The sequence below is a fragment of the Streptomyces apocyni genome (genome assembly GCF_009739465.1).
Classification (GTDB): Bacteria; Actinomycetota; Actinomycetes; order Streptomycetales; family Streptomycetaceae; genus Streptomyces; species Streptomyces apocyni.
On sequence record NZ_WHOM01000078.1, the window covers coordinates 31028 to 51179 of the forward strand.

General features: G+C 71.0%; 20 protein-coding genes. 10 read left to right on the forward strand and 10 right to left on the reverse strand.

From position 1 onward, the window contains the following. Nucleotides 1-30 precede the first annotated feature (30 nt). Nucleotides 31-474 (reverse strand): nuclear transport factor 2 family protein, encoded by a 444-nt coding sequence (locus GCN81_RS28665; protein ID WP_156727459.1) that lies wholly within the window; start codon nucleotides 472-474, stop codon nucleotides 31-33. A gap of 73 nt (nucleotides 475-547) precedes the next feature. Between GCN81_RS28665 and GCN81_RS28670 the strand changes: the two genes are divergently transcribed. From GCN81_RS28670 to GCN81_RS28690, 5 genes are all read left to right on the forward strand, one after another. Further along, on the forward strand, nucleotides 548-1036 hold the full coding sequence (locus GCN81_RS28670) for a MarR family winged helix-turn-helix transcriptional regulator (protein ID WP_156727460.1): 489 nt from the start codon (nucleotides 548-550) through the stop codon (nucleotides 1034-1036). A 13-nt stretch (nucleotides 1037-1049) separates the two neighbouring features. After that, nucleotides 1050-2357 (forward strand): MFS transporter, encoded by a 1308-nt coding sequence (locus GCN81_RS28675; protein ID WP_156727461.1) that lies wholly within the window; start codon nucleotides 1050-1052, stop codon nucleotides 2355-2357. An 84-nt stretch (nucleotides 2358-2441) separates the two neighbouring features. Continuing rightward, nucleotides 2442-2861, forward strand: a complete 420-nt coding sequence (locus GCN81_RS28680; protein WP_156727462.1) for a helix-turn-helix domain-containing protein — start codon at nucleotides 2442-2444, stop codon at nucleotides 2859-2861. Between the two features lie 10 nt (nucleotides 2862-2871). Further along, nucleotides 2872-3288: a VOC family protein gene (locus tag GCN81_RS28685; protein ID WP_197287821.1), complete on the forward strand. Its 417-nt coding sequence runs from the start codon at nucleotides 2872-2874 to the stop codon at nucleotides 3286-3288. A gap of 101 nt (nucleotides 3289-3389) precedes the next feature. Further along, entirely contained in the window at nucleotides 3390-5813 is a 2424-nt protein-coding gene (locus GCN81_RS28690; protein ID WP_156727966.1) for an ATP-binding cassette domain-containing protein, read from the forward strand. Between the two features lie 123 nt (nucleotides 5814-5936). Here the strand turns inward: GCN81_RS28690 and GCN81_RS28695 are convergent, their stop codons facing one another. Then, nucleotides 5937-6287 carry a winged helix-turn-helix transcriptional regulator gene (locus tag GCN81_RS28695; RefSeq protein ID WP_156727463.1) on the reverse strand — a complete coding sequence of 117 codons (351 nt, stop codon included), beginning with the start codon at nucleotides 6285-6287 and terminating at the stop codon, nucleotides 5937-5939. 51 nt (nucleotides 6288-6338) lie between these two features. On the opposite strand from GCN81_RS28695, the gene GCN81_RS28700 reads away from it, so the two are divergent. Together GCN81_RS28700 and GCN81_RS28705 are read left to right on the forward strand one after the other, a co-directional pair. Beyond that, nucleotides 6339-7271 carry an NAD(P)-dependent oxidoreductase gene (locus tag GCN81_RS28700; protein ID WP_156727464.1) on the forward strand — a complete coding sequence of 311 codons (933 nt, stop codon included), beginning with the start codon at nucleotides 6339-6341 and terminating at the stop codon, nucleotides 7269-7271. Nucleotides 7272-7378: 107 nt separating this feature from the next. Further along, nucleotides 7379-8350 (forward strand): zinc-binding dehydrogenase, encoded by a 972-nt coding sequence (locus tag GCN81_RS28705; protein WP_156727465.1) that lies wholly within the window; start codon nucleotides 7379-7381, stop codon nucleotides 8348-8350. An 83-nt stretch (nucleotides 8351-8433) separates the two neighbouring features. Here GCN81_RS28705 and GCN81_RS28710 read toward each other — a convergent pair whose 3' ends face one another. Further along, nucleotides 8434-9222: a TetR/AcrR family transcriptional regulator gene (locus GCN81_RS28710; protein WP_156727466.1), complete on the reverse strand. Its 789-nt coding sequence runs from the start codon at nucleotides 9220-9222 to the stop codon at nucleotides 8434-8436. Between the two features lie 110 nt (nucleotides 9223-9332). Between GCN81_RS28710 and GCN81_RS28715 the strand changes: the two genes are divergently transcribed. After that, nucleotides 9333-10358, forward strand: coding sequence for an ABC transporter ATP-binding protein (locus tag GCN81_RS28715; protein ID WP_156727467.1), 1026 nt, complete (start codon nucleotides 9333-9335; stop codon nucleotides 10356-10358). Further along, nucleotides 10351-11097, forward strand: a complete 747-nt coding sequence (locus tag GCN81_RS28720) for an ABC transporter permease (RefSeq protein WP_156727468.1) — start codon at nucleotides 10351-10353, stop codon at nucleotides 11095-11097. The genes GCN81_RS28715 and GCN81_RS28720 overlap by 8 nt, the downstream gene beginning before the upstream one ends. 97 nt (nucleotides 11098-11194) lie before the next feature. Here the strand turns inward: GCN81_RS28720 and GCN81_RS28725 are convergent, their stop codons facing one another. The 4 genes from GCN81_RS28725 to GCN81_RS28740 form a co-directional block, all read right to left on the reverse strand. Continuing rightward, nucleotides 11195-11680 carry a hypothetical protein gene (locus GCN81_RS28725; protein WP_156727469.1) on the reverse strand — a complete coding sequence of 162 codons (486 nt, stop codon included), beginning with the start codon at nucleotides 11678-11680 and terminating at the stop codon, nucleotides 11195-11197. A 256-nt stretch (nucleotides 11681-11936) separates the two neighbouring features. Further along, nucleotides 11937-13187: a GNAT family N-acetyltransferase gene (locus tag GCN81_RS28730; RefSeq protein WP_156727470.1), complete on the reverse strand. Its 1251-nt coding sequence runs from the start codon at nucleotides 13185-13187 to the stop codon at nucleotides 11937-11939. Nucleotides 13188-13321: 134 nt separating this feature from the next. After that, on the reverse strand, nucleotides 13322-14335 hold the full coding sequence (locus GCN81_RS28735) for an asparaginase (RefSeq protein ID WP_156727471.1): 1014 nt from the start codon (nucleotides 14333-14335) through the stop codon (nucleotides 13322-13324). 57 nt (nucleotides 14336-14392) lie between these two features. Beyond that, a complete protein-coding gene (locus GCN81_RS28740; protein WP_156727472.1) occupies nucleotides 14393-15073 on the reverse strand; it encodes an RsiG family protein in 681 nt (226 codons plus the stop codon). Nucleotides 15074-15265: 192 nt separating this feature from the next. Here GCN81_RS28740 and dtd point away from each other — a divergent pair, with 192 nt between their 5' ends. Beyond that, complete coding sequence (gene dtd / locus GCN81_RS28745) at nucleotides 15266-15691, forward strand: D-aminoacyl-tRNA deacylase (RefSeq protein WP_156727473.1); 426 nt, start codon at nucleotides 15266-15268, stop codon at nucleotides 15689-15691. 83 nt (nucleotides 15692-15774) lie between these two features. Here the strand turns inward: dtd and ygfZ are convergent, their stop codons facing one another. The 3 genes from ygfZ to GCN81_RS32070 are packed head-to-tail and all read right to left on the reverse strand — an operon-like array spanning nucleotide 15775 to nucleotide 19293. Further along, nucleotides 15775-16755: a CAF17-like 4Fe-4S cluster assembly/insertion protein YgfZ gene (gene ygfZ, locus GCN81_RS28750; RefSeq protein WP_156727474.1), complete on the reverse strand. Its 981-nt coding sequence runs from the start codon at nucleotides 16753-16755 to the stop codon at nucleotides 15775-15777. A 34-nt stretch (nucleotides 16756-16789) separates the two neighbouring features. Further along, entirely contained in the window at nucleotides 16790-17356 is a 567-nt protein-coding gene (locus GCN81_RS28755; protein ID WP_407698029.1) for a Fur family transcriptional regulator, read from the reverse strand. Next, entirely contained in the window at nucleotides 17356-19293 is a 1938-nt protein-coding gene (locus GCN81_RS32070) for a serine/threonine-protein kinase (protein ID WP_197287822.1), read from the reverse strand. The genes GCN81_RS28755 and GCN81_RS32070 overlap by 1 nt, the downstream gene beginning before the upstream one ends. Between the last annotated feature and the right edge of the window lie 859 nt (nucleotides 19294-20152).

The following is a 20152-nucleotide window of genomic DNA, read 5'->3' on the forward strand; positions in this document are numbered from 1 at the left end:
TGTCGCGGCATAGATCCTGACCAGGCCCCGTCACGCGTCGGGCGCCACCGGCGTGATGTGGCTCAGTACGCAAAGCCAGCGGCCGTCGCGCCGCACGAACACGTCGGTCGTCCACTCGTCCGCGTCGTAGCGCGCGCCCTGGTAATGGGCCGTGTTCGTCGCGCGTGCGGTGACGACCGCCGTATCGCCGTAGACGCGCACCCTGGGGCGTGTCACCGGGGCCATCGCCGAGTGGGTCAGCTCCCCGGATTCGACGAGGCGGAGGAACTGCTCCTTCGAGGCGACGCCCGACTCGGAAACGATCACCCACTCGTCGGCCATGAAGCTGGCGATACGGACGGGGTCATTGGCGACGATCGCAGCGGCCCAGTCCGTGACGAGGCTCGTGAACCGAGCGTCAGGGGCGGCGTCGCCGGACGTCCGTGAGTCTGCCCGCGGGGCCGCCTGCGGGTTGGAATGAGGGCTTTTGCTCATGCGTCGACCCTAAGCACGTCAGGGCCATACGGGCGCGCGGCGACCATTGTCGCAGCGCTGTTATATTAGCGCTGTGACATCTTCTGATCCCACGGCGCTGCCTGATCCCTGGCAGTCGCTGCACGCGTTGCTGTCCGCCATGGACGCCGAGGTCGAACAGGTCTACGTCGCGCGGGGCATCGAGGGGGTACGGCCGCGGTTCGCCTATCCGATGATCAGGCTCGCCCACACCGGGCCGCTGACCATCCGCCAGCTCGCGAAGTCCCTGGACCGCTCGCACTCCGCGATCAGCCAGACCATCGCCGCCATGCGCAAGGAGGGCCTGGTCAGCTCCGAGCCCGGGCCCGACGCCCGCACCCGGCGGATCGACCTGACCGAGCGCGGCCGGGCGTTGGTGCCGTTCCTGGAGGCCGAGTGGCGCGCCACCCATACGACGGTCGCCGAGCTGGACGCCGAGATCCCGTACCCACTGACCACCGTCGTCGAGGACCTGCGGCGGGCGCTGGAACGTCGCTCGATGCGCGAGCGCGTCCTCGGCCACCTCGGCAAGCCGCCGCGATGAGCAAGCCAGCTCAGTGAGAGGGCGGCGGCCGCACGTCTGGTTCCTCAACACCCGACCCCTGCGCAGCAACCGGTCGTTCCGCGATCTGTGGATCGGTACCTCCGCCTCCCAACTCGGCGGACTCATAGCCAGCATGGCGGTGCTGGCCCAGGTCTGGGACCTGACCGGCAGCCCACTCGCCACCGGCGCCATCGGGATCGCCACCGGCCTGCCGATGCTGCTGTTCGGGCTGCTCGGCGGGACTTTGGCCGACGCTGTCGACCGGCGCGCGGTGGTACGGGCCACCACCGTCGGCCAACTGCTGGCCGCCACAGGGCTGTGCGCCCAGGCTCTGGCGAGCAACCGGAGCGTGCCGCTGCTGCTCGCCCTGGTCGCCACGGCGACCGCCTGCGGTGCGCTGGGCGCACCAGCCCGGCGCACCCTGCCGGTTCGGCTGCTGCCGACTGACCAGGTCGCGGCCGGGCTCGCGCTCACCAACATCTCCTTCCAGGCGGCGATGCTGGCCGGGCCCGCGCTGGCCGGGGTGATCATCGCCCGTTGGAACTTCGCCGCCGCCTACGGCGCGCAGGCCGTCCTGGTCGCGGTCTCGCTGCTCGCGGTGATCCGCCTCCCCGCCGTACGACCCGGGGGCGAGGGCGGTCCCGAACCCAAGGGCGAGGGCGGGCGCGGGGGCAAGGGCTCGGGCGCGGCGAGTGGCAGGTGCCGGGCGGAGCGTGGCGGCTGGCGGGTCGTTCTGCGTCGTCCGACGCTGTGGGGTTCGATGACCACCGACCTGTCCGCGACGCTGCTCGCCATGCCGGTCGCCCTCTTCCCCCTGGTCAACGAGGCCCGCTTCGGCGGCGATCCGCGGACCCTCGGCCTGTTCCTCTCGGCCGTCGCGGTGGGCGGGATCGCGGCCGGCCTGCTGTCCGGCACGGTGACACGCTGGCGCCGAGGGGGAGTTGTCCAGCTGACCGCGGCCGCCGTCTGGGGCCTGGCGCTGGCCGGGTTCGGCCTGGCCGGGCCGCTCTGGCTGGCGCTCGGCTGCCTGGTCGTGGCCGGTGCCGCCGACACCGTGTCGGTGGTCACCCGCGGTGCCCTGGTCCAGTGGGAGACCCCGGACGCGTACCGGGGGCGGGTTTCCTCCGTGGAGCACGTCATCGGCGTCGCGGGGCCCGAGCTCGGCAATTTCCGTGGCGGCCTGCTGGCGTCGGCTACGTCCGCCTCCTTCTCCCTGGTCGCCGGTGGGCTGTCCGCCGTGGTGGCGATCGGCGCCGTAGCAGCCGCCAACACCCCTCTCCGCGCCTACCGCACGCCGTACCGGCGCGACGACGACGCGTGAGTCGCCAAACCCGCGTAACCCGCGCAAGTCGCGCAAGTCGCGCAAGCCAGATCACCGGGCGTGGCGCCGTGGGATGGTGGACGCATGGCGTTGGAAGATCTCGTCCGGCTGCGTCGGGCCCGTGACCGGATGGACCGCGAGTACGCGGAACCCCTCGACGTGCCCGCGCTGGCGCGTACCGCGCTCATGTCGCCGGGCCATTTCTCCCGTAGCTTCCGCGCCGCCTTCGGCGAGACCCCGTACAGCTACCTGATGACACGCCGGATCGAGCGGGCCAAGGCCCTGCTGCGGCGCGGTGACCTGTCGGTGACGGACGTCTGCTTCGCCGTCGGCTGTACCTCGCTGGGGTCGTTCAGCACGCGGTTCGCCGAGCTCGTCGGCGAGAGCCCCAGCGCCTACCGGGCCCGCCGCCATGACGAGGGCGCCGCCATCCCGGCCTGCGTCGCCAAGATCCACACGCGACCGGTCAGGAATCGAGAAGAAAAAGCCGGTCCCCGCCCGTAGCGTGAAACGCATGGACATCAAGCTGTCACAGTGCTTCATCGCCGTGGACGACCACGACCAGGCGCTCGCCTTCTACCGGGACGCGCTCGGCCTGGAGGTACGGAACGACGTCAGCTTCGAGGGAATGCGCTGGGTGACGGTCGGCGCGCCCTCGCAGCCCGATGTGGAGATCGTCCTCGAACCGCCGCTCGCGGACCCGAACGCCTCCCCCGCCGACAAGGAGGCGATGGCGGAACTGCTGGCGAAGGGCTTGCTGCGCGGGGTCATCCTCAGGACCGACGACTGCGACGCCACCTTCGAGCGCGTCCGCGCCGCGGGCGGCGAGGTGCTGCAGGAGCCGATGGACCAGCCGTACGGCGTCCGCGACTGCGCCTTCCGCGACCCCGCCGGAAACATGCTGCGGATCAACCAGCCACGCACCCAGTGAGTCCTGACCCCAGAGGAGCCGTAGGCCCCAGAGGCCTCAGCGGCCCCATAGGCACCGTAGGCCCCCCAGAAGCTCTGCCGCGCCGCACAGAGGGAGAAACAATCAGTATGGCCACGAGGACGGGCGGCACGCAGTCGCCTTCGCAGCACGCCGCTTCGCAGCACCCCGCCGACAGCCACGACCTGATCCGCGTGCACGGCGCGCGCGAGAACAACCTCAAGGACGTCAGCGTCGAACTCCCCAAGCGTCGGCTGACGGTGTTCACCGGCGTCTCCGGCTCCGGCAAGAGCTCGCTGGTCTTCGACACGATCGCCGCGGAATCCCAGCGGATGATCAACGAGACCTACAGCAGCTTCGTCCAGGGCTTCATGCCGACGCTGGCGCGGCCCGAGGTCGACGTACTCGACGGGCTGACCACCGCGATCACCGTCGACCAGCAGCGGATGGGGTCCGACCCCCGCTCCACGGTCGGCACGGCCACCGACGCCAACGCGATGCTGCGCATCCTCTTCAGCCGACTCGGGAAGCCGTACGTCGGCGGGCCCGGCGCGTTCTCCTTCAACGTCGCCTCGGTCAGTGCGAGCGGTGGGATCACCGTCGACCGCGGTGGCGACAAGACCAAGACCGAAAAGGTGACCTTCAGCCGCACCGGCGGCATGTGTACGCACTGCGAAGGCCGGGGCAGCGTCTCCGACATCGACCTCGCCCAGCTCTTCGACGACTCCAAGTCGCTCGCCGATGACCCCTTCACCATCCCCACCTACACCGGGGACGGCTGGGTGGTACGGGTCATCACCGAGTCGGGCTTCTTCGACCGGGACAAGCCGATCCGCGACTACACCAAGAAGGAACGGCACGACTTCCTCTACCGCGAGCCGACCAAGGTGAAGATCAACGGCGTCAACCTCACCTACGAGGGGCTGATCCCGAAGATCCAGAAGACGTTCCTCTCCAAGGACCGCGAGTCGATGCAGCCGCACATCCGGGCCTTCGTGGACCGCGCGGTCACCTTCGCCACCTGCCCCGACTGTGACGGCACCCGGCTCAGCGAGGCCGCCAGGTCATCCAAGATCAAGAAGATCAGCATCGCCGACGCCTGCGCGATGGAGATCAGGGACCTGGCCGAATGGGTCCGCGGACTCAAGGAACCGTCGGTGGCTCCGCTGCTCACCGCGCTACAGGGGGCGCTCGACTCGTTCGTGGAGATCGGCCTCGGCTACCTCTCGCTCGACCGGGCGTCCGGCACGCTGTCCGGCGGCGAGGCGCAGCGCGTCAAGATGATCCGCCACCTCGGCTCCTCGCTCACCGACGTCACGTACGTGTTCGACGAACCCACCATCGGCCTGCACCCGCACGACATCCAGCGGATGAACAACCTGCTGCTGCGCCTGCGGGACAAGGGCAACACGGTCCTCGTCGTGGAGCACAAGCCGGAGGCCATCGCGATCGCCGACCATGTCGTCGACCTCGGGCCAGGCGCCGGTACGGCGGGCGGCACCGTCTGCTTCGAGGGCACCGTCGAGGAGCTGCGGGCCAGCGGCACCGTCACCGGGCGTCATCTCGACGACCGGGCCACCCTCAAGGAGACGGTACGCAAGCCCACCGGCGCCCTGGAGATCCGCGGCGCGACGGCGAACAACCTGCGGTCCGTGGACGTCGACATCCCGCTCGGAGTGCTGTGCGTCGTCACCGGCGTCGCCGGGTCCGGCAAGAGCTCGCTCGTACACGGGTCGGTGCCGGGGCAGTTGGCCAAGGGCGAGGAGGTCGTCTCGATCGACCAGAGCGCGATCCGCGGCTCCCGGCGGAGCAACCCGGCCACGTACACCGGGCTGCTCGACCCGATCCGTAAGGCGTTCGCGAAGGCCAACGGCGTGAAGCCCGCGCTGTTCAGCGCCAACTCCGAAGGCGCCTGCCCCACCTGCAAGGGCGCCGGTGTCATCTACACCGACCTGGCGATGATGGCCGGGGTCGCCACCCCCTGTGAGGAGTGCGAGGGGAAGCGGTTCGAGGCATCGGTACTCGACCACCACTTCGGCGGTCGCGACATCAGCGAGGTGCTCGCCATGTCGGTGGCCGAGGCCGAGGAGTTCTTCGGCGCGGGCGAGGCGCGCACCCCGGCGGCCCACAAGATCCTGCAGCGGCTCGCGGACGTCGGGCTCGGCTATCTGAGCCTTGGCCAGCCGCTCACCACCCTGTCCGGCGGCGAGCGGCAGCGACTCAAGCTGGCCACCCACATGTCCGAGAAGGGCGGCGTCTACGTCCTCGACGAACCGACCACCGGCCTGCACCTCGCCGACGTCGAGCAACTGCTCGGCCTGCTCGACCGGTTGGTCGACTCCGGCAAGTCGGTCATCGTCATCGAGCACCACCAGGCGGTCATGGCGCACGCCGACTGGATCATCGACCTCGGCCCCGGCGCGGGCCACGACGGCGGCCAGATCGTCTTCGAAGGCACCCCCGCCGATCTCGTCGCCGACGGCTCCACCCTCACGGGCGAGCACCTCGCGGCGTACGTGGGCGGCTGAGGGGTACCGCCGATAGCCACTTTTTTGTGGGTACTTGTCGGGGGCGCGGAGCTAGGTGAAAGTGGTTCCAGGTGAGCAGGGCAGGGCGCTGAAGACAGGTACCCACATGCTATTGATGGTGCGTCAGGAGATGAGTTGAGGGTGTCCGAGTCGGTCCAGGCGGCGGTGGCCCCAGTGGGCGAGAGGGCCCAGCGCGTCGGCGAGGTCGCGGCCGAACTCGGTCAGGGAATACTCGGTCTTCAACGGTAGCGAGTCATAGACCTCACGGTGCACCAGCCCGTCGGCCGCCATCTCGCGGAGCGCCTGGGTCAGCACCTTCTCGCTGAGGCCCGGCAGTTGCCGACGGAGTTCGCCGGGGCGCTGCGGGCCCGATTCCAGCAGCCACAGCAGGTTGGTCTTCCACTTGCCGTCGATCACGGCGATCGCGGCGGTCACTCCACAGACCTCCGGATCCTGAGCACGGCTGCGCGTCATGTTCGCCCCCTTCATAGCTATTCAGCCTTATTATCCAGGAGTTGAGAGAGCATGTCCTCACGTACGGAACAGCAAGAACAGCACGGACAGGGCGGACAGGGCGGACAGCAAGCGTCCTCCGTCACCGTGCTCGGTCTGGGGCCGATGGGCCGCGCGCTGACCACCGCGTTCCTCGAAGCCGGGCTACGGACCACAGTGTGGAACCGAACGCCGGGCCGGGACAAGGAGTTGGTCGAGCGGGGCGCGATCAGCGCCCCCTCACCCGAGGCGGCCGTCGCGGCGAGCGAGCTGACCGTCGTGTGCGTGGTGAACTACGACGCCTCGGACGCTGTCCTGAGGCGCGCCGAGGTAGCCAAGGCACTCAAGGGCCGTACGGTCGTGAACCTGACCGCCGACGCCCCGGACCGCTCCCGGTCCACCGCCGACTGGGCGGCCGACCACGGGGTGCGCTACCTGGACGGCGCGATCATGACGCCAACCGACAGCATCGGCACCCCGGACGCGGTGTTCCTGCACAGCGGCCCGCTGGAGCTCTACCGCGAGCACCAGCCCGTACTGGACGCGCTGGGCGGCACCCACACCCACCTCGGTGAGGACCCCGGCCGGGCCGCCTCGTACGAGATCGCGCTGCTCGACATCTTCTGGACATCGATGGCGGGCTACGCGCACGCGCTGGCGGTGGCGAAGGCGGAGGGCATCACCGCGAAGGAGCTGGCACCTTTCGCGCAGGGCATCGGCGCGATCCTCCCGCCGATCTTCGAGGACTACGCGGCGAAGCTGGACGCGGGCGACTTCTCCGGCGACGACAACCCGATCACCTCGGCGGTGTCATCCATGCACCACATCGTCCACACCTCCGAGGCGCACGGTATCGACGCGAGCCTGATGCGCGCGGCGGAGGGAATGGCCCGCCGCACGGTCGGACGGGGCCACGGCGCGGATGGGTTCGTCCGCATCGCGGAGATCCTGGGCGACCGCGGCTGACCGCCTCGCACAGAAGGCAGTTGACCTCAACCTTGCTTCATGTTTGAGACTCCCCTCATACCGATCACGACCACGCACCACCACGCACCACCATGAGGGGATACGTCATGCGCGTAGCACAGGTATCGAAGTTCGGCGGTCCGGAAGTACTGGTGACGGCCGACGTAGCGGAGCCGGTTGTGGCCCCCGGTGAGGTGCTCATCGACGTGGCCTTTGTCGACACGATCTTCGTGGAAACGCAGGTCAGGAACGGCTGGGGCGGGGAGTTCTTCCCCGTCGAGCTGCCGTACGTGACCGGCAGCGGGGTCGCCGGGACGGTGCGCGAGGTCGGGGCGGGGGTCGATCCCGGGTGGGTCGGGCGTCGGGTCGCGTCGTCCGACGGGTTCACCGGGGGCTCGGCCGAGCGCGTCGTCCGTGCCGCCGACACGCTGACGGCGGTGCCGGACGGACTGTCACCGCGCGACGCGGCCGCCCTGGTCACGGACAGCATCACCGCGCTCGGGCTCATCGAGCTGACCGCCGTCAAGCCCGGCGAGCGGGTGCTGATCCTGGGCGCGTCCGGCGGCATGGGCACCCTCGCCGTACAGCTGGCGCACGCCCGGGGCGCGCGGGTCGTGGCCGTTGCGCGTGGGGAGCGGAAGCGGGCGCTGGTAAGGGAGTTGGGCGCCGACGCCACGGTCGACGGCGCGGACGCGGACTGGCCAGAGCGGGCCCGCGAGGCGCTCGGCGCGTCCGGGGCGGACGTCGTCCTGGACGGCGTGGGCGGCGCCTTCGGCGCTCGGGCCCTCCCGCTGGTCGCCGACGGCGGGCGGCTCTCCCTGCACGGCGCCCCCACCGGCGACTTCGCGGACATCGACGCGGCGGAGGCCGAGCGCCGGGGCATCACCGTGTACGGCATCGGCGACATGCGGTTCGCGCCCGAGGAGCAGCAGCGGCTACGGGCTGCCGCGTACGAGGAGGCGGCCGCGGGCCACCTGCGCCCGGTCATCGGCGAGGTATTCCCCCTAGAGCGGGCGGCCAAGGCCCACGCCGCCATCGAGGCCCGCACCCTGGTCGGCAAGGTGCTGCTTGAGCCGTGATGGCGAGGGAGGGGAGGGGAGAGGAGGGTTTGGGGCACCAACTGCGCCGATGTACCGGCCAGGTCGTGTCCCAAACCCTCCCCTTACTCCCGCCGCTCTACCAGGGCCTCGACGCCGTCCAGCAGCGTGGTGAGGCCGAAGTCGAAATCCGCGTCGGGGGTGCGCGTCTCCGGGTCCTCTGATTGCTCCATGGCCCCAGAGTCCAGCAGGCGGGTGACGGCGGGGAAGTTGTCCGCATCGGGGGCGGTGAGTGCCCGGAGGGTGCGGACGTAGCGGCGCATCGACTCGTCCGGCGCGATGCCGCGCGCACTCATCGCCGCGTCCAGATCAGCCATCAGCACGGCCTCGCTCCGGACGAAACCACCGATCAGGCTGAGCACGCCCAGCTTCTCGTCCTCGGTCAGGCCGGTGCCCTCCAGCGCCGCGAGACCCTGCTCCATCCAGGCCACATTGTTGGGCCCGAGCGGCGGACCCTGGATGGGGATGCGCAACGTCCACAGGTTCCGGTGCGCGACCTCGCGCTGCGCGCGCGTCCACCGCGCGACGCGCTCGCGCCAAGGGGTTCCGGGGGGCGGCGGCTCCGGGGGGCGGCCGATCGCCCGTTCCTGCATCAGGACGTACAACTCGTCCTTGGCGGCCACATAGCGGTACAGCGACATGGTCGAGACGCCCAGTTCCCTGGCCACGCGCCCCATGGACACCGCGCCGAGCCCCTCGGCCGCCGCGAGGTCGACCGCCGCGCTCACGATCCGGTCCAGGCTGAGGCCGGGCTTCGGTCCCTTCGCGGGGCGTTCCCGCAGGCCCCAGGCCAGGGCGAGGCTCTCGGGCAGCCCGGAGTCACCCGTCACGCCGCCGTCGTCCGCCTCCGCCATCTACGCCTCCTCGCCGCGCCACTTGACGCACATCCTAGTTCTGCGTAACCCTTACACCATAACGCGTATGACATACGCAGTACGCGGCGCGTCCAGAGAGGGGCACCCCCGTGGCCGACCACCCCGACCATCCCGCGATCGAGGCCACTGGCCTCACCAAGTCCTATCGAGACGTTCAGGTACTCAGCGACCTGAACCTGACCGTCCCGCGCGGCGCCGTGCACGCCCTCCTCGGGCCCAACGGCGCGGGCAAGACCACCGCCGTACGCATCCTGGCGACCCTCACCGACCCCGACGCCGGGACCGCGCGCGTGGCCGGGCACGACATCAGCGCCGCCCGCGCCCAGGTCCGCCGCGCGATCAGCCTCACCGGCCAGTTCGCGGCCATCGACGAGTTGCAGACCGGCGCCGAGAACCTCCGCATGATGGCGCGGCTGGCCCGCCTCAGCCGCCCGGCGGCCCGCGCCCGCGCCGCCGAGCTGCTGGCCCGCTTCGACCTCGCCGACGCGGCCGATCGCATGGCCCACACGTACTCCGGAGGCATGCGGCGTCGCCTGGACCTGGCCGCGTCGCTGGTCGGCGACCCCGAGGTGCTCTTCCTCGACGAGCCGACGACCGGTCTGGACCCGCGCAGTCGCCAGGAGTTGTGGAGCGTCGTACGGGAGCTCGCGGCCCGGGGCACGACGGTCTTCCTCACCACCCAGTACCTGGAGGAGGCCGACCAGTTGGCCGACCGGATCGCGCTGCTCGACGGCGGGAAGCTCGTCGCCGAAGGCACCTCCGACGAGCTGAAACGACGCGTCGCGGGCCACCGTCTGGACCTCGTACTCGCCGACTCCGCGGCCTACACGCGACTGCTGCCGCACGCCGTCCACCGCTCTCCCGAGACCCGCACCCTCGGCATCCCGACCGACGGCAGCGCGGCCCATGTCCGGGCCCTGCTGGACGAGTTGGACCCCGACCGCACCGCGATCGAGAGCTTCACCCTCCACACGGCCACGCTCGACGACGTGTTCCTCGCGCTGACGCGTGACGGCAGCACGCACTCCAAGGACCAAGACCAAAACCAAAACCAAGACCAAGACCAAGACCAAGACGAAAACCAGGACCAGGACCAGGACCACGCCCATGTCTGACGTACTGACCCTGACCGGCCGCTCCCTGCGCATCAGCCGCCGTCAGATCGACGCGCTCATCACGTCACTGGCACTCCCGGTCCTCCTGCTGCTGATCTTCGTCTACTTCTTCGGCGGAGCCATCCAGACCGACACCGCGAGCTACGTCACCTACGTCGTCCCCGGCGTGCTCCTGCTCTGCGCCGGATTCGGCTCGTCGACCACCGCCATCGCCGTCACCGACGACCTCAAGGGCGGCATCATCGACCGCTTCCGCTCCCTCGACGTCGGCGGTGCGCCGATCCTGGCGGGCCATGTCCTCGCCTCCGCCGCCCGCAATCTCGCCGCCACCACCCTGGTGTTCGGCATCGCCTTCGCGATCGGCTTCCGTCCGGCGGCCACCGCGGCGGGCTGGCTCGCGGCGGCCGCGGTCCTGCTCGCCTTCATCCTGGCCCTCTCCTGGCTCTCCGCGACGGTCGGCCTGCTCGCCAAGACGTCGGAAGCGGCGGGCGGCTTCACCTTCTTCGTCAGCTTCCTGCCCTACCCGAGCAGCGCGTTCGTCCCCATCGACACCATGCCCGGCTGGCTTCAGGGCTTCGCCCGCCACCAGCCCGTCACCCACGTCATCGAGTCCCTGCGCGGGCTCCTCCTGGGCGAGCCGGTGGGCGCCACGCCGTGGATCGCGCTGGCGTGGTGCGCGGGAATCCTGGTGGTCTCGGTGGTGGCCGCGGGAGTGCTGTTCCGGAAGCGGACGGCCTAGGACCTGTCCGGTGGACCTGCCCGGTGGACCTCAGAAGGCGGCGTGGGGCACCCGCGACGACGCTCTACTGCACGGCAACCTCAATCCGTGGCGCCGGTCAGGTGGTTGACACGGCCCACCAGGACTCGAACCAGCGCTGTTTGCTCTCCACGAAGGCCGATCCCTGCGAGCTCGGATCGGCCTCTCGGATGAAGTGGGTGAGCGTGGACCCCACTCCGAGCAGGTCCCAGATCTCCAGCTCTTCCCCGCTGTCCAGCCGGATGCGGCGCTCGACTGGCTCGTACGAGCCATACAGCGCCTGGGTGTTGTTGAGCAGATAGAGCTTGGACATCGGAAACACCGGAAGATGGCGAATCTCCACCTCGACAGAGGGCACGAGGCCGTCCGTCTGCAGCTGCAGCTGCAGCTGCAGCAGAGCAGAGCGCAACAACGCCGTGTGGCGGAGCATGATGGTCCGCAGCCGTTCCAGCACACACGGGTCGGCCGGTTCCACCTTGGAACGCGGGTAAGGCAGGTCCGACGTCTCCGACGGCAGCAACATACGGACCTTGATCCGCTGCGGAACGGTCTCGCTGGTGTACATCTTCTCCGCCAGCAGGCCGATGTGGAGGGACAGGGATTCACCGGTCAGGCATCAAGGCGCGGAATCCCACCCGCAGCTCGATCGGGGCAGTGGTCCTGACGCTGACGGTGACCGGACCCGCCACCTGACCCTTCAGGGTCATCAGCTCTGGACTGATCGTGCTCCACAAGGCGTTGAACCAGCCGGGCCTGCTCCATGAACAGGAAGGGGTGCCGCGCGGCCCGGCCACCGGAGGCCGTGGAGGGCGACGTACGCCTCAGAACACGTCCGGGCACCAAGGCCGCCGCGCCGTACGGAACAACGCCTCAGCCGTGGCGGCAGCACCCGGCCGCTCCTCCCGTACCCGCCCCAGCGACGCGAGCCGCACCGCCGACGCGTCCCCCAGCCAGAGCGCGCCCAATTCGCCGACGTCGAGGGACAGTTCGGCGGACCGCGTGGTGGGCACGCAGGTCGCGCCGTCCGGGCCAGCGTCCAGCTGGAACCGGCCGCCCGCGAGGCCGTGCCGGTCGGCCACCTCCAGGACCAGCCCGCCCGACTGTTCGTACGTACGCGCCTCAAGTGCCCGTACGACATCCAGCGGCCGCACCCACAGCCAGTCCGCGTGGGCGACGATCCGCGCGGCGCGTGGGTCGGGCAGGAGGTGGGGCAGCAGGTCGTCGGGGGCGCGGTTGCCGCTGCGTACCTTCAGCACCCAGTCGATCGAGCAGAGGTAGTGCCACAGGGCGCGCTCGGCGGCCGGGGACACCGCGATCAGCTGGGCCACCGTCGCCGTGTTGAGCGGCTGGGCGTCGTCCCACTTCTGGTCCGAGCGGTAGACGACCAGGCCGTCGATCTCGCCGGACGGCGCGCGGTACACCGCGTAGTGCGGCTCCTCCCAGGGCAGGCCCTGGTGCTGGATCTGGCCGGTGTTCACCCGCCACCAGCGCTCGTCCCGGTCGACCACGCCCGGCTGTCGGGCCCGTAGGCGTTCGTGCAGCTCGGGCCCCACTTTGCGGACGTCGGCGGCGTCGACCAGGTCGATCCGGCCGCCGCCGTCCTCGGGACCGGGACCGGACCAGCGGCGGTCGAGACCCGTCCGGGGAACGTCCACCTCCCACTCGACGGTATGGGTGGCGGGGCCGAAGCCGTAGCGGCCGTAGATCGGGTACTCGGCCGCGATCAGGGAGGCCAGGACGTCGCCGCGGTCCTTGGCGGCCGTGAGGTCGGCGGCCATCATGCGCGTCAGCAGGCCACGACGGCGGTGGGTCGGCGAGACGGTGACGTTGGTGACCGCGTCGGTCCGCACCGGGGTGCCGCCGACGGCGGTGAGCTCCTGCGGGACGGACCGGAAGGTGGCGACGCAGCGGCCCGCGTCGAAGGCGCCCTGGGTGCGGTCCAGGTCCGTACTCGCTCGGCGGTCCGCGAGCTGTTCGTCGGAGACGACGGGAGAGCGGAGGAAGCCGGTGTTCAGGGCGCGGGTCCAGTCGTGGACCTCGGCGTCGGTGATCGTACGGACATCAATGGCCATCACTCCACGCTATGCGGCGGACGTACGACACCGCATCCGGATTTCGGGGGCCAGGCTCCACCCCTCCGAAACCCCGTCCCGTCCCCTCCGGAACCCCGCCCCGCCCCCGCCCGCCACGGGGGCCACCGGTGCCGTCAGAACGTCGCCCGTATCTCGCCCACCGGCTCACCGCCGCCCAGCAGCGGCGCCGCGCCGATCCGCTCCCGTACCGGCCCTTCGACCCCCAGCAGGGTCAGCGCTCGCGCCAGTACCGGCCCGAGCGCCCGCCCCGCGCCGTCGTCGATCTTGAACGCGAGGGCCCGTCCGGACGGCAGCGCGACCGCCTGTACCGCCTCCGCGCCCATCTTCGACAGCGCCCCCGGCACCTCCCGCATCAGCCAGGTGTCCGGGCGCCGGGTGCCCGCCACATACTCGGGGTGGGCCCGCATCGCGTCCGCGACCCGGCGCTCGGCGGAGCCGGGAGCGGCGAGGACGAAGTGCCGGAAGGCACGGGCGAGACCGGTGAGGCTGATCGCCATCAGCGGGGCCCCACAGCCGTCCGTACCGGTCGCGGCGACCGACTCCCCCGAGGCCTCCTCGACGACCTCGCGGACGAGGCGCTGGAGGGGGTGCGCGGGGTCCAGGTAGTCCGCCGTGGACCAGCCCGCCCGCTCACACGCCGCGAGCATCGCCGCGTGCTTGCCGGAGCAGTTCATGGTGACCCGCTCGCGCACCGACCCGGCCGCCAGGTACGCCTCGGCCTCGACCGCGTCCAGCGGCAGGTCCGCCGGGCACCGCAGGGCCGCCTCGGTCAGCCCGAACTCGGCCAGCATCTTCCGTACGAGGTCCAGGTGGAAGCCCTCGCCGGAGTGACTCGCCGCGGCCAGCGCGAGGCGCTCGCCGGACAGGTCGAGGCCCGAGCGCAGCAGCGCGGCGGCCTGCATGGGCTTGTTCGACGAACGGGGGAAGACCGGGGCGCGCACCTCGCCGATGGCCAGCTCCACACTGCCGTCGGGCGCTAGCAGCACCAGCGACCCGCGATGGTGGCCCTCGACGAAGCCGGAGCGTACGACCTCGGCGAGGACCGGGGATATCGCGGCAGGCACGGCGGCGGCAGGGGTGACGGCGGGCACGGCGGCAGGCACGGCGGCGGCAGGGGTGGCGGTCATCGTGGGCCTTCCGGACTTGACCGACCCACCCCCTGCGGAACCGGGGTGGCCGGTGAGTCAGGAGAGCAGGTCGTCTACTTGCGCTTCGCCTTCACGGTACCTGCGCGCGATCTCGGTGCTGCAATCGTCCGCGACCCGCTGGAGTTCCTGACGGCGCCGGGAGACCTGCTGCTCGTAGCGGACCAGCCGCCCTATACCGGTGTGCAGCTCGTCATCCGTACGGGCGTCCAGGTCGGAGAGCTCGACCTCGGCGAGCATCTCGGACGCCAGCCCGCCGTACTCCTCGCTGTGCGGGGTGCCGAGCGTCACATGGCGGGCGGACGAGCGGTGCCGCGACGGAGTGTCGGCGAGGATCTCCGAGAGGCGGCCGACGACGGCGCCAGCGGACACCGCGGAGCCGGACGCGGCGGACATGGGCCCGGCCCCGGACCTCGCCCCGGACCCGGACCCGTTCAGCGGGGCCGCCACCAGGCCGTCGCCGCCGCGCCGCGCCAGCTCGGCCCGCAGGATGTCGATCCGCCCCTGGAGCAGCCGCCGTACGTAGCTGAGGTCAGCTTCGTCCTGCTGCGAGGTGCGGCGCAGCGTCCGGAGCTCGGCCAGCCGCAGTACGCCCAGGTCGTGCTCCGGCACGGCGGGCAGCGGGGGCGCCACAGGACCGCCGCTGCCGGAGCGCTGGGCGGGCGGGCGTGGTGGCGAGGCAACCGCGGGCTGCCCGGTGCTGCTCGGAGTGCTGCTCATGGTGGAACCGTCCCCTCGACCGGTGCGGCACACCGCGCGGGTGTGTCGCGTGGGTGCATCGTGTCACCCCGGATGCCTGAGATGTGGCGGAGTGCACCCGAACGGCCCGGAAAGGCCCATGGCATTACCTGGCGGATGATGCCTTCGGGCTATCCCACGGCGATGTCAGTGACACACGGCATCATGGCCGCTATGCGAGCAGTGGTACAGCGTGTGGACGGCGCGAGCGTCGTCGTGGACGGCGAGACGGTCGGCGAGATCAAGGGCGAGGGGCTGTGCGCCCTGGTGGGGGTGACGCATGAGGACACCAAGGAGAAGGCGGCGCAGCTGGCCAGAAAGCTCTGGTCGGTCCGCATGCTGGGCGACGAGAAGTCGTGCAGCGACATCGACGCCCCGCTCCTGGTGATCAGCCAGTTCACGCTGTACGGCGACGCCCGCAAGGGCCGCCGCCCGACGTGGAACGCGGCGGCGCCGGGCGACGTCGCCGAGCCCCTGGTCGACGAGGTGGTGGCCCAGCTCCGGGCGCTGGGCGCGACGGTGGCGACGGGCCGCTTCGGCGCGCAGATGCGGGTGTCGCTGACGAACGACGGCCCGTTCACGGTGCTCCTGGAAATATGAGCGGGCCGGGCGGGTTGCGGGGCCGGTCGCCGGGCCGGACTGAGGCTCGCCCCTACGCCCCTACCCCCTAAGCCCCTGCAGCCCTACGGCTCGACCACGACCTCCTGGGCCGCCGCCGTGGTCTCCGCGAGCAGCTCCGCGTCCATCGGCACATTGCGCTTGACCAGGGCCAACGCGATCGGCCCCAGCTCATGGTGGCGGGCTGAAGTCGTCACGAACCCCAGCTTGCGCCCGTCCGGACCGTCCGCTGCCAGCCGGATCTCAGCGCCAGGCCCGGGCAGGTGCACCTCGCTCCCGTCCAGGTGCAGGAAGACCAGTCGGCGCGGCGGCTTGCCCAGGTTGTGGACCCGGGCGACCGTTTCCTGGCCCCGGTAGCAGCCCTTCTGCAGATGGACCGCGGAGCCGATCCAGCCCAGCTCGTGCGGGATCGTCCGGTGGTCGGTCTCGAAGCCGAGCCGCGGCCGGTGGGCCTCCACGCGCAGGGCCTCGTAGGCGAGGATGCCGATGGCCGGACCGTTGGCCTCCGCGTACGCCTCAAGCCCGGCGCGCGGCAGGAAGAGGTCACGGCCGTGCGCGGTCTCCCGTACGGTGGCGCCGTCCGGCACCGGGGCGATCGACCCGGCCGGAAGGTACACGACCGCGAACTCGTCGGTCCGGTCGGCGACTTCCACCCGGTAGAAGAACTTCATCGACTCCAGGTACGCGATCAGCGCGTCCTGGGTGCCGGGCTCGACATGCGCCCAGGTGGTCTCGCCGTCGTCGACGAGATAGAGAGCGTGCTCGATATGACCGTGCGCGGACAGAATCAACGCCTCGGTCGCCTGCCCGGCGGGCAGCTCGCTGACGTGCTGGGTGAGCAGCAGATGCAGCCAGCTGAGCCGGTCGGAGCCGGTGACGGTGACCACGCCGCGGTGCGAGAGATCAACAAATCCGCTGCCGTCGGCGAGGGTCCGCTGTTCCCGGAACAGCTCGCCGTAGTGCGCGGCTACGCCCTCGTCCGGCCCCTCCGCGGGAACCGCACCGGGCAGGGCCAGCAGGGGGCTGCTCTTCGTATGACGCTGCATATCCACTCACCCTACGACCCGATGGGCGCCTTTTTTATTTCCCCCTGCCGGTCCCGTGCCCGGCGCCCTGCTTGGCGGCCTGCTCGGCCTCCTGCTTGGCGCCCTTCTCGACGCCCTGCTCGGCCTCCCGCTTGGCGGAGCAGGCCGCGCACCGGCCGAAGATGGCGAAGTGCTTCATATCGGTCTCGAACCCGAAGGTGCCGCGCAGCTTGGCGATGAACTCGTCGGCGACCTCGACGTCGGCCTCGATCACGTTCGTACAGTCCCGGCACACCAGGTGGATGTGATGGTGGCGGTCCGCGAGGTGGTACGTGGGGGCGCCGTGCCCGAGGTGGGCGTGGCTGACCAGACCGAGCTCCTCCAGGAGCTCAAGCGTCCGGTAGACGGTGGAGATATTGACCCCGGAGGCGGTCTTGCGCACCTCGCCGAGGATGTCGTCCGGGGTCGCGTGCTCCAGGGCGTCGACGGCTTCGAGCACCAGCTGCCGCTGAGGCGTCAGCCGGTAGCCGCGCTGCCGCAGATCGCTCTTCCAGTCGATGCTCTCCACGTACGTCAGTCTAGAGGGCACCGGAGACAATCCGCTGGGCCGCGCATGGCGCATCAGGGTCGGTAGACCTTCGTGCAGAGCAGCGTGCGCTTGTTGTTCACCAGCCAGGCCCGGTACCGCGTCTGGTCGCCTGAGACGCGGCGGCAGTTGCTCACGCTCGCACCCGCCGGGGCCCGGTAGACACCGGTGATATGCATGATCCGGTCGTACCCGACCGGGACCCGCTGGCTGCGGCAGTTCACGCCGGTGAGCGCGCCGAGCCGGATCCTGTCGCCCGACTGCTTGCCGAGCAGGCAGAAGCCCACCCGGTAGATGCGGGTGAGGCAGAGCTTTCTGACCTGGCCGCTGGTGCGGTAGCTCCAGGAGCCCTCGCCGATGCCGTTGGGGCAGCTTGTCGCGCGGGTTCTGGTGACGCGGACGTACGCGTTGGTGCTGCCGCACGGCACCGCGCGGGGCGGGACGCTGGCGCTCCACCTTATGGCCGTGCCGCCGCGGCCGGTGTCGTACACCGGGAGGCAGGAGCCCGCCCTGACGTTCCTGAAGGCGATCTCGGTGGGGTCTGGTCTTGGGGGCGTGGTCCGGGGCCGGGTCCGGGTCCGGGTGGGTGTCGGAGTGGGCGTCGTGGTCCGAGGTCGGGTCCGAGTGGATGTGGGCGTGGGCCTGGGGGTGGGTGTGAGGGCGGGGCTGTCACGGTCGCGGCCGATCGAGGTGCCACCCGAGCTGGCTACAGAACCGCCGGTGGTGAGCCCACTGGACGCCCCGCTCCTCGACACCCCGCTCGTCGACGCGCCGCTGGTGGAGTTGCCGCTGGTGGAGTTACTGCCCGTATTGCCCCCGTCCCAGGGCTGCCAGATGAATACCGCGATCGCGATCAACACGGCCACCACCCAGGAACCACCTCCGCTGGATGAGGACTTGGCGGGCGGCTGGAGCGGTGGAGTGTGGGAGGGCGGCGGCGCCGGGGGCTGGGCTTTCGGCTTTGAGGGCTTTGGCTTTGGGGGCTTTGACTTTGGCTGAGCCTGCGGGCGCGAAGGGCCTCCGGAGGCCGGGCCTCCCGGTTTCTGCCCCAGCGCCCGCCCCTCCGCCTCGTACGCCTTGATCAGCGCCGTCCAGTCGCGAGGCAGCCACCGCTGCTCGCCACGCGACCCGGAGCCCGACCCGGTCGGCGGTTTGAGCCCCTCAAGACAGCGCCGCAGTACGTCGTCGGGCTCGGGCCGCTCGGTGGGTGCGGCCGCCAGACAGGGCCGAAGCAGTCGGTCCAACTCCGGTGGCAGCCCGCTCAGATCGAGCTCACAACGCTGGACCAGGTTCAGCAGGCGAAGGCTGTCGGCGGTGTCCGCGTAGGGCGGGCGGCCCGTGGCGAGGAAGAAGAGGGTCGCGGCCAGCGAGTACACGTCGGACGCCATGGTGGACTGCTCGCCGCGCGCCTGCTCAGGGGAGGTGAAGGCGATGGTGCCGAGTGTCAGGGTCGTACGCGTGATGTCGTACGCGTGGGAGATGCCGAAGTCGATGACACGGGGCCCGGCCAGCGGCAGCAGAACGTTCTGGGGTTTGACGTCACGGTGGATGATGCCCTTTTCGTGTAGGGCCACCAAGGCCCGCGCGATCCCCGCCCCCATCCAGCGCACGGCCGGTACCGGCAGCCGCCCACCCCTGCGGACCAGCTCGGACAGGGCAGGGGCCGGTATGTACTCGATGGCCATCCAGGGTCTGTCGTCATCCGGATCAGCGTCGAGAACGCGGGCCGTGTAGGCGCTGTCGACCCTCCGGGCCAGCTCCACCTCGCGGGCGAAGCGGCGCCGGTCAGTGTCGCTGACCGGACCGTCGGCGAGCAGGGTCTTGACCGCGACGGGCGCGCCGCCGTTGCCCAGGGGCCGGGCGAGGTAGATCCGCCCCATGCCTCCCGAGGAGAGCCGCCCGATGAGGCGGTAGCGGCCGAGCCTGCGTGGGTCCTCGTCGTTGTTGAGCGGCTTCACTTCAATCAGGCCCATGCCGCGCCCCTCCCACCAGCCCGCCCGCCCCAGTGACGCCACGTCAAATGGTGGCACAGAGAGCCGAGTTCGACTGCCGCTTCGCCCCACCCAGAAGCCCCCACGACCTCCGCCCGCGCCAGCCCTGCCTCCCGCGAGCAACCCCCACATATGAAAGGTGCCGACCCCGCACCAGAACGGGCTTGAGGCTGAGGCTGAGGCTGAGGTGAACGGGTCAACGCCGAGGTCACCCAGTGTCCGCGAGGGTGCGGGGATGGCCGCCCTCTTGTCTCGATGGTCGCGGGGCCGGGCCGGCCGTCAAGGGCGCTCCCTACGGTCGCGTCGGCTGCGCCGATTCCGCTGTCGCTCCACCCTTGACACCCGTCCCGTCCCCGCTATGCAGGCTGTGGGAGGGCGGCTCAGGGGAGGCGGCGGGCAGCGCTTCGGGAGGGGCGAGCGTTTCGCTGCCGGGTGCGGACCGGTTGTTGGGGCGCATGAGGGGGGCGGGGTGGTCCGACACCGGCTCAGCGGCTGCGGCAGGTGGGGGTGACCGGTGCGCACGAGCGGGATGGGTGGTCCAACACCGGCTCAGCGACTGCGGCAGGTGGGAGTGGCCGGTGCGCACGAAGGGGTGGGGTGGTTCGACACCGGCTCAGCGACCGCAGGCTGTGGGGGCTTCGGGTGTGCACGAAGGGCTGGGTGCGTGCTCGCCCCGGCTCGGCGTCTGCGGGTCGTGGGTGATCCGAGCGCACCAAGGCCGGGTGGGAGTGTGGTGCCGGCTCGGCGGCTGCGGCATGGTGGGGGTGACCGGGCGCGCGAGCGGCGCGTGGGAGTGGCGCCCGGCCTGGCGGCCACCGGCCGGTGGGGCGGGAGGGTACGT

What these genes read in the sequence shown, in the direction of transcription:
- GCN81_RS28725 (WP_156727469.1), bottom strand. Translation starts at nt 11,680, where the DNA reads ATGTACACCAGCGAGACCGTTCCGCAGCGGATCAAGGTCCGTATGTTG.
- GCN81_RS28735 (WP_156727471.1), bottom strand. Translation starts at nt 14,335, where the DNA reads ATGACCGCCACCCCTGCCGCCGCCGTGCCTGCCGCCGTGCCCGCCGTC.
- GCN81_RS28730 (WP_156727470.1), bottom strand. Translation starts at nt 13,187, where the DNA reads ATGGCCATTGATGTCCGTACGATCACCGACGCCGAGGTCCACGACTGG.
- GCN81_RS28700 (WP_156727464.1), top strand. Translation starts at nt 6,339, where the DNA reads ATGTCCTCACGTACGGAACAGCAAGAACAGCACGGACAGGGCGGACAG.
- GCN81_RS28740 (WP_156727472.1), bottom strand. Translation starts at nt 15,073, where the DNA reads ATGAGCAGCACTCCGAGCAGCACCGGGCAGCCCGCGGTTGCCTCGCCA.
- GCN81_RS28680 (WP_156727462.1), top strand. Translation starts at nt 2,442, where the DNA reads ATGGCGTTGGAAGATCTCGTCCGGCTGCGTCGGGCCCGTGACCGGATG.
- GCN81_RS28720 (WP_156727468.1), top strand. Translation starts at nt 10,351, where the DNA reads ATGTCTGACGTACTGACCCTGACCGGCCGCTCCCTGCGCATCAGCCGC.
- GCN81_RS28755 (WP_407698029.1), bottom strand. Translation starts at nt 17,356, where the DNA reads ATGCGCCATGCGCGGCCCAGCGGATTGTCTCCGGTGCCCTCTAGACTG.
- dtd (WP_156727473.1), top strand. Translation starts at nt 15,266, where the DNA reads ATGCGAGCAGTGGTACAGCGTGTGGACGGCGCGAGCGTCGTCGTGGAC.
- GCN81_RS28665 (WP_156727459.1), bottom strand. Translation starts at nt 474, where the DNA reads ATGAGCAAAAGCCCTCATTCCAACCCGCAGGCGGCCCCGCGGGCAGAC.
- GCN81_RS28695 (WP_156727463.1), bottom strand. Translation starts at nt 6,287, where the DNA reads ATGACGCGCAGCCGTGCTCAGGATCCGGAGGTCTGTGGAGTGACCGCC.
- ygfZ (WP_156727474.1), bottom strand. Translation starts at nt 16,755, where the DNA reads ATGCAGCGTCATACGAAGAGCAGCCCCCTGCTGGCCCTGCCCGGTGCG.
- GCN81_RS28685 (WP_197287821.1), top strand. Translation starts at nt 2,872, where the DNA reads ATGGACATCAAGCTGTCACAGTGCTTCATCGCCGTGGACGACCACGAC.
- GCN81_RS28705 (WP_156727465.1), top strand. Translation starts at nt 7,379, where the DNA reads ATGCGCGTAGCACAGGTATCGAAGTTCGGCGGTCCGGAAGTACTGGTG.
- GCN81_RS32070 (WP_197287822.1), bottom strand. Translation starts at nt 19,293, where the DNA reads ATGGGCCTGATTGAAGTGAAGCCGCTCAACAACGACGAGGACCCACGC.
- GCN81_RS28710 (WP_156727466.1), bottom strand. Translation starts at nt 9,222, where the DNA reads ATGGCGGAGGCGGACGACGGCGGCGTGACGGGTGACTCCGGGCTGCCC.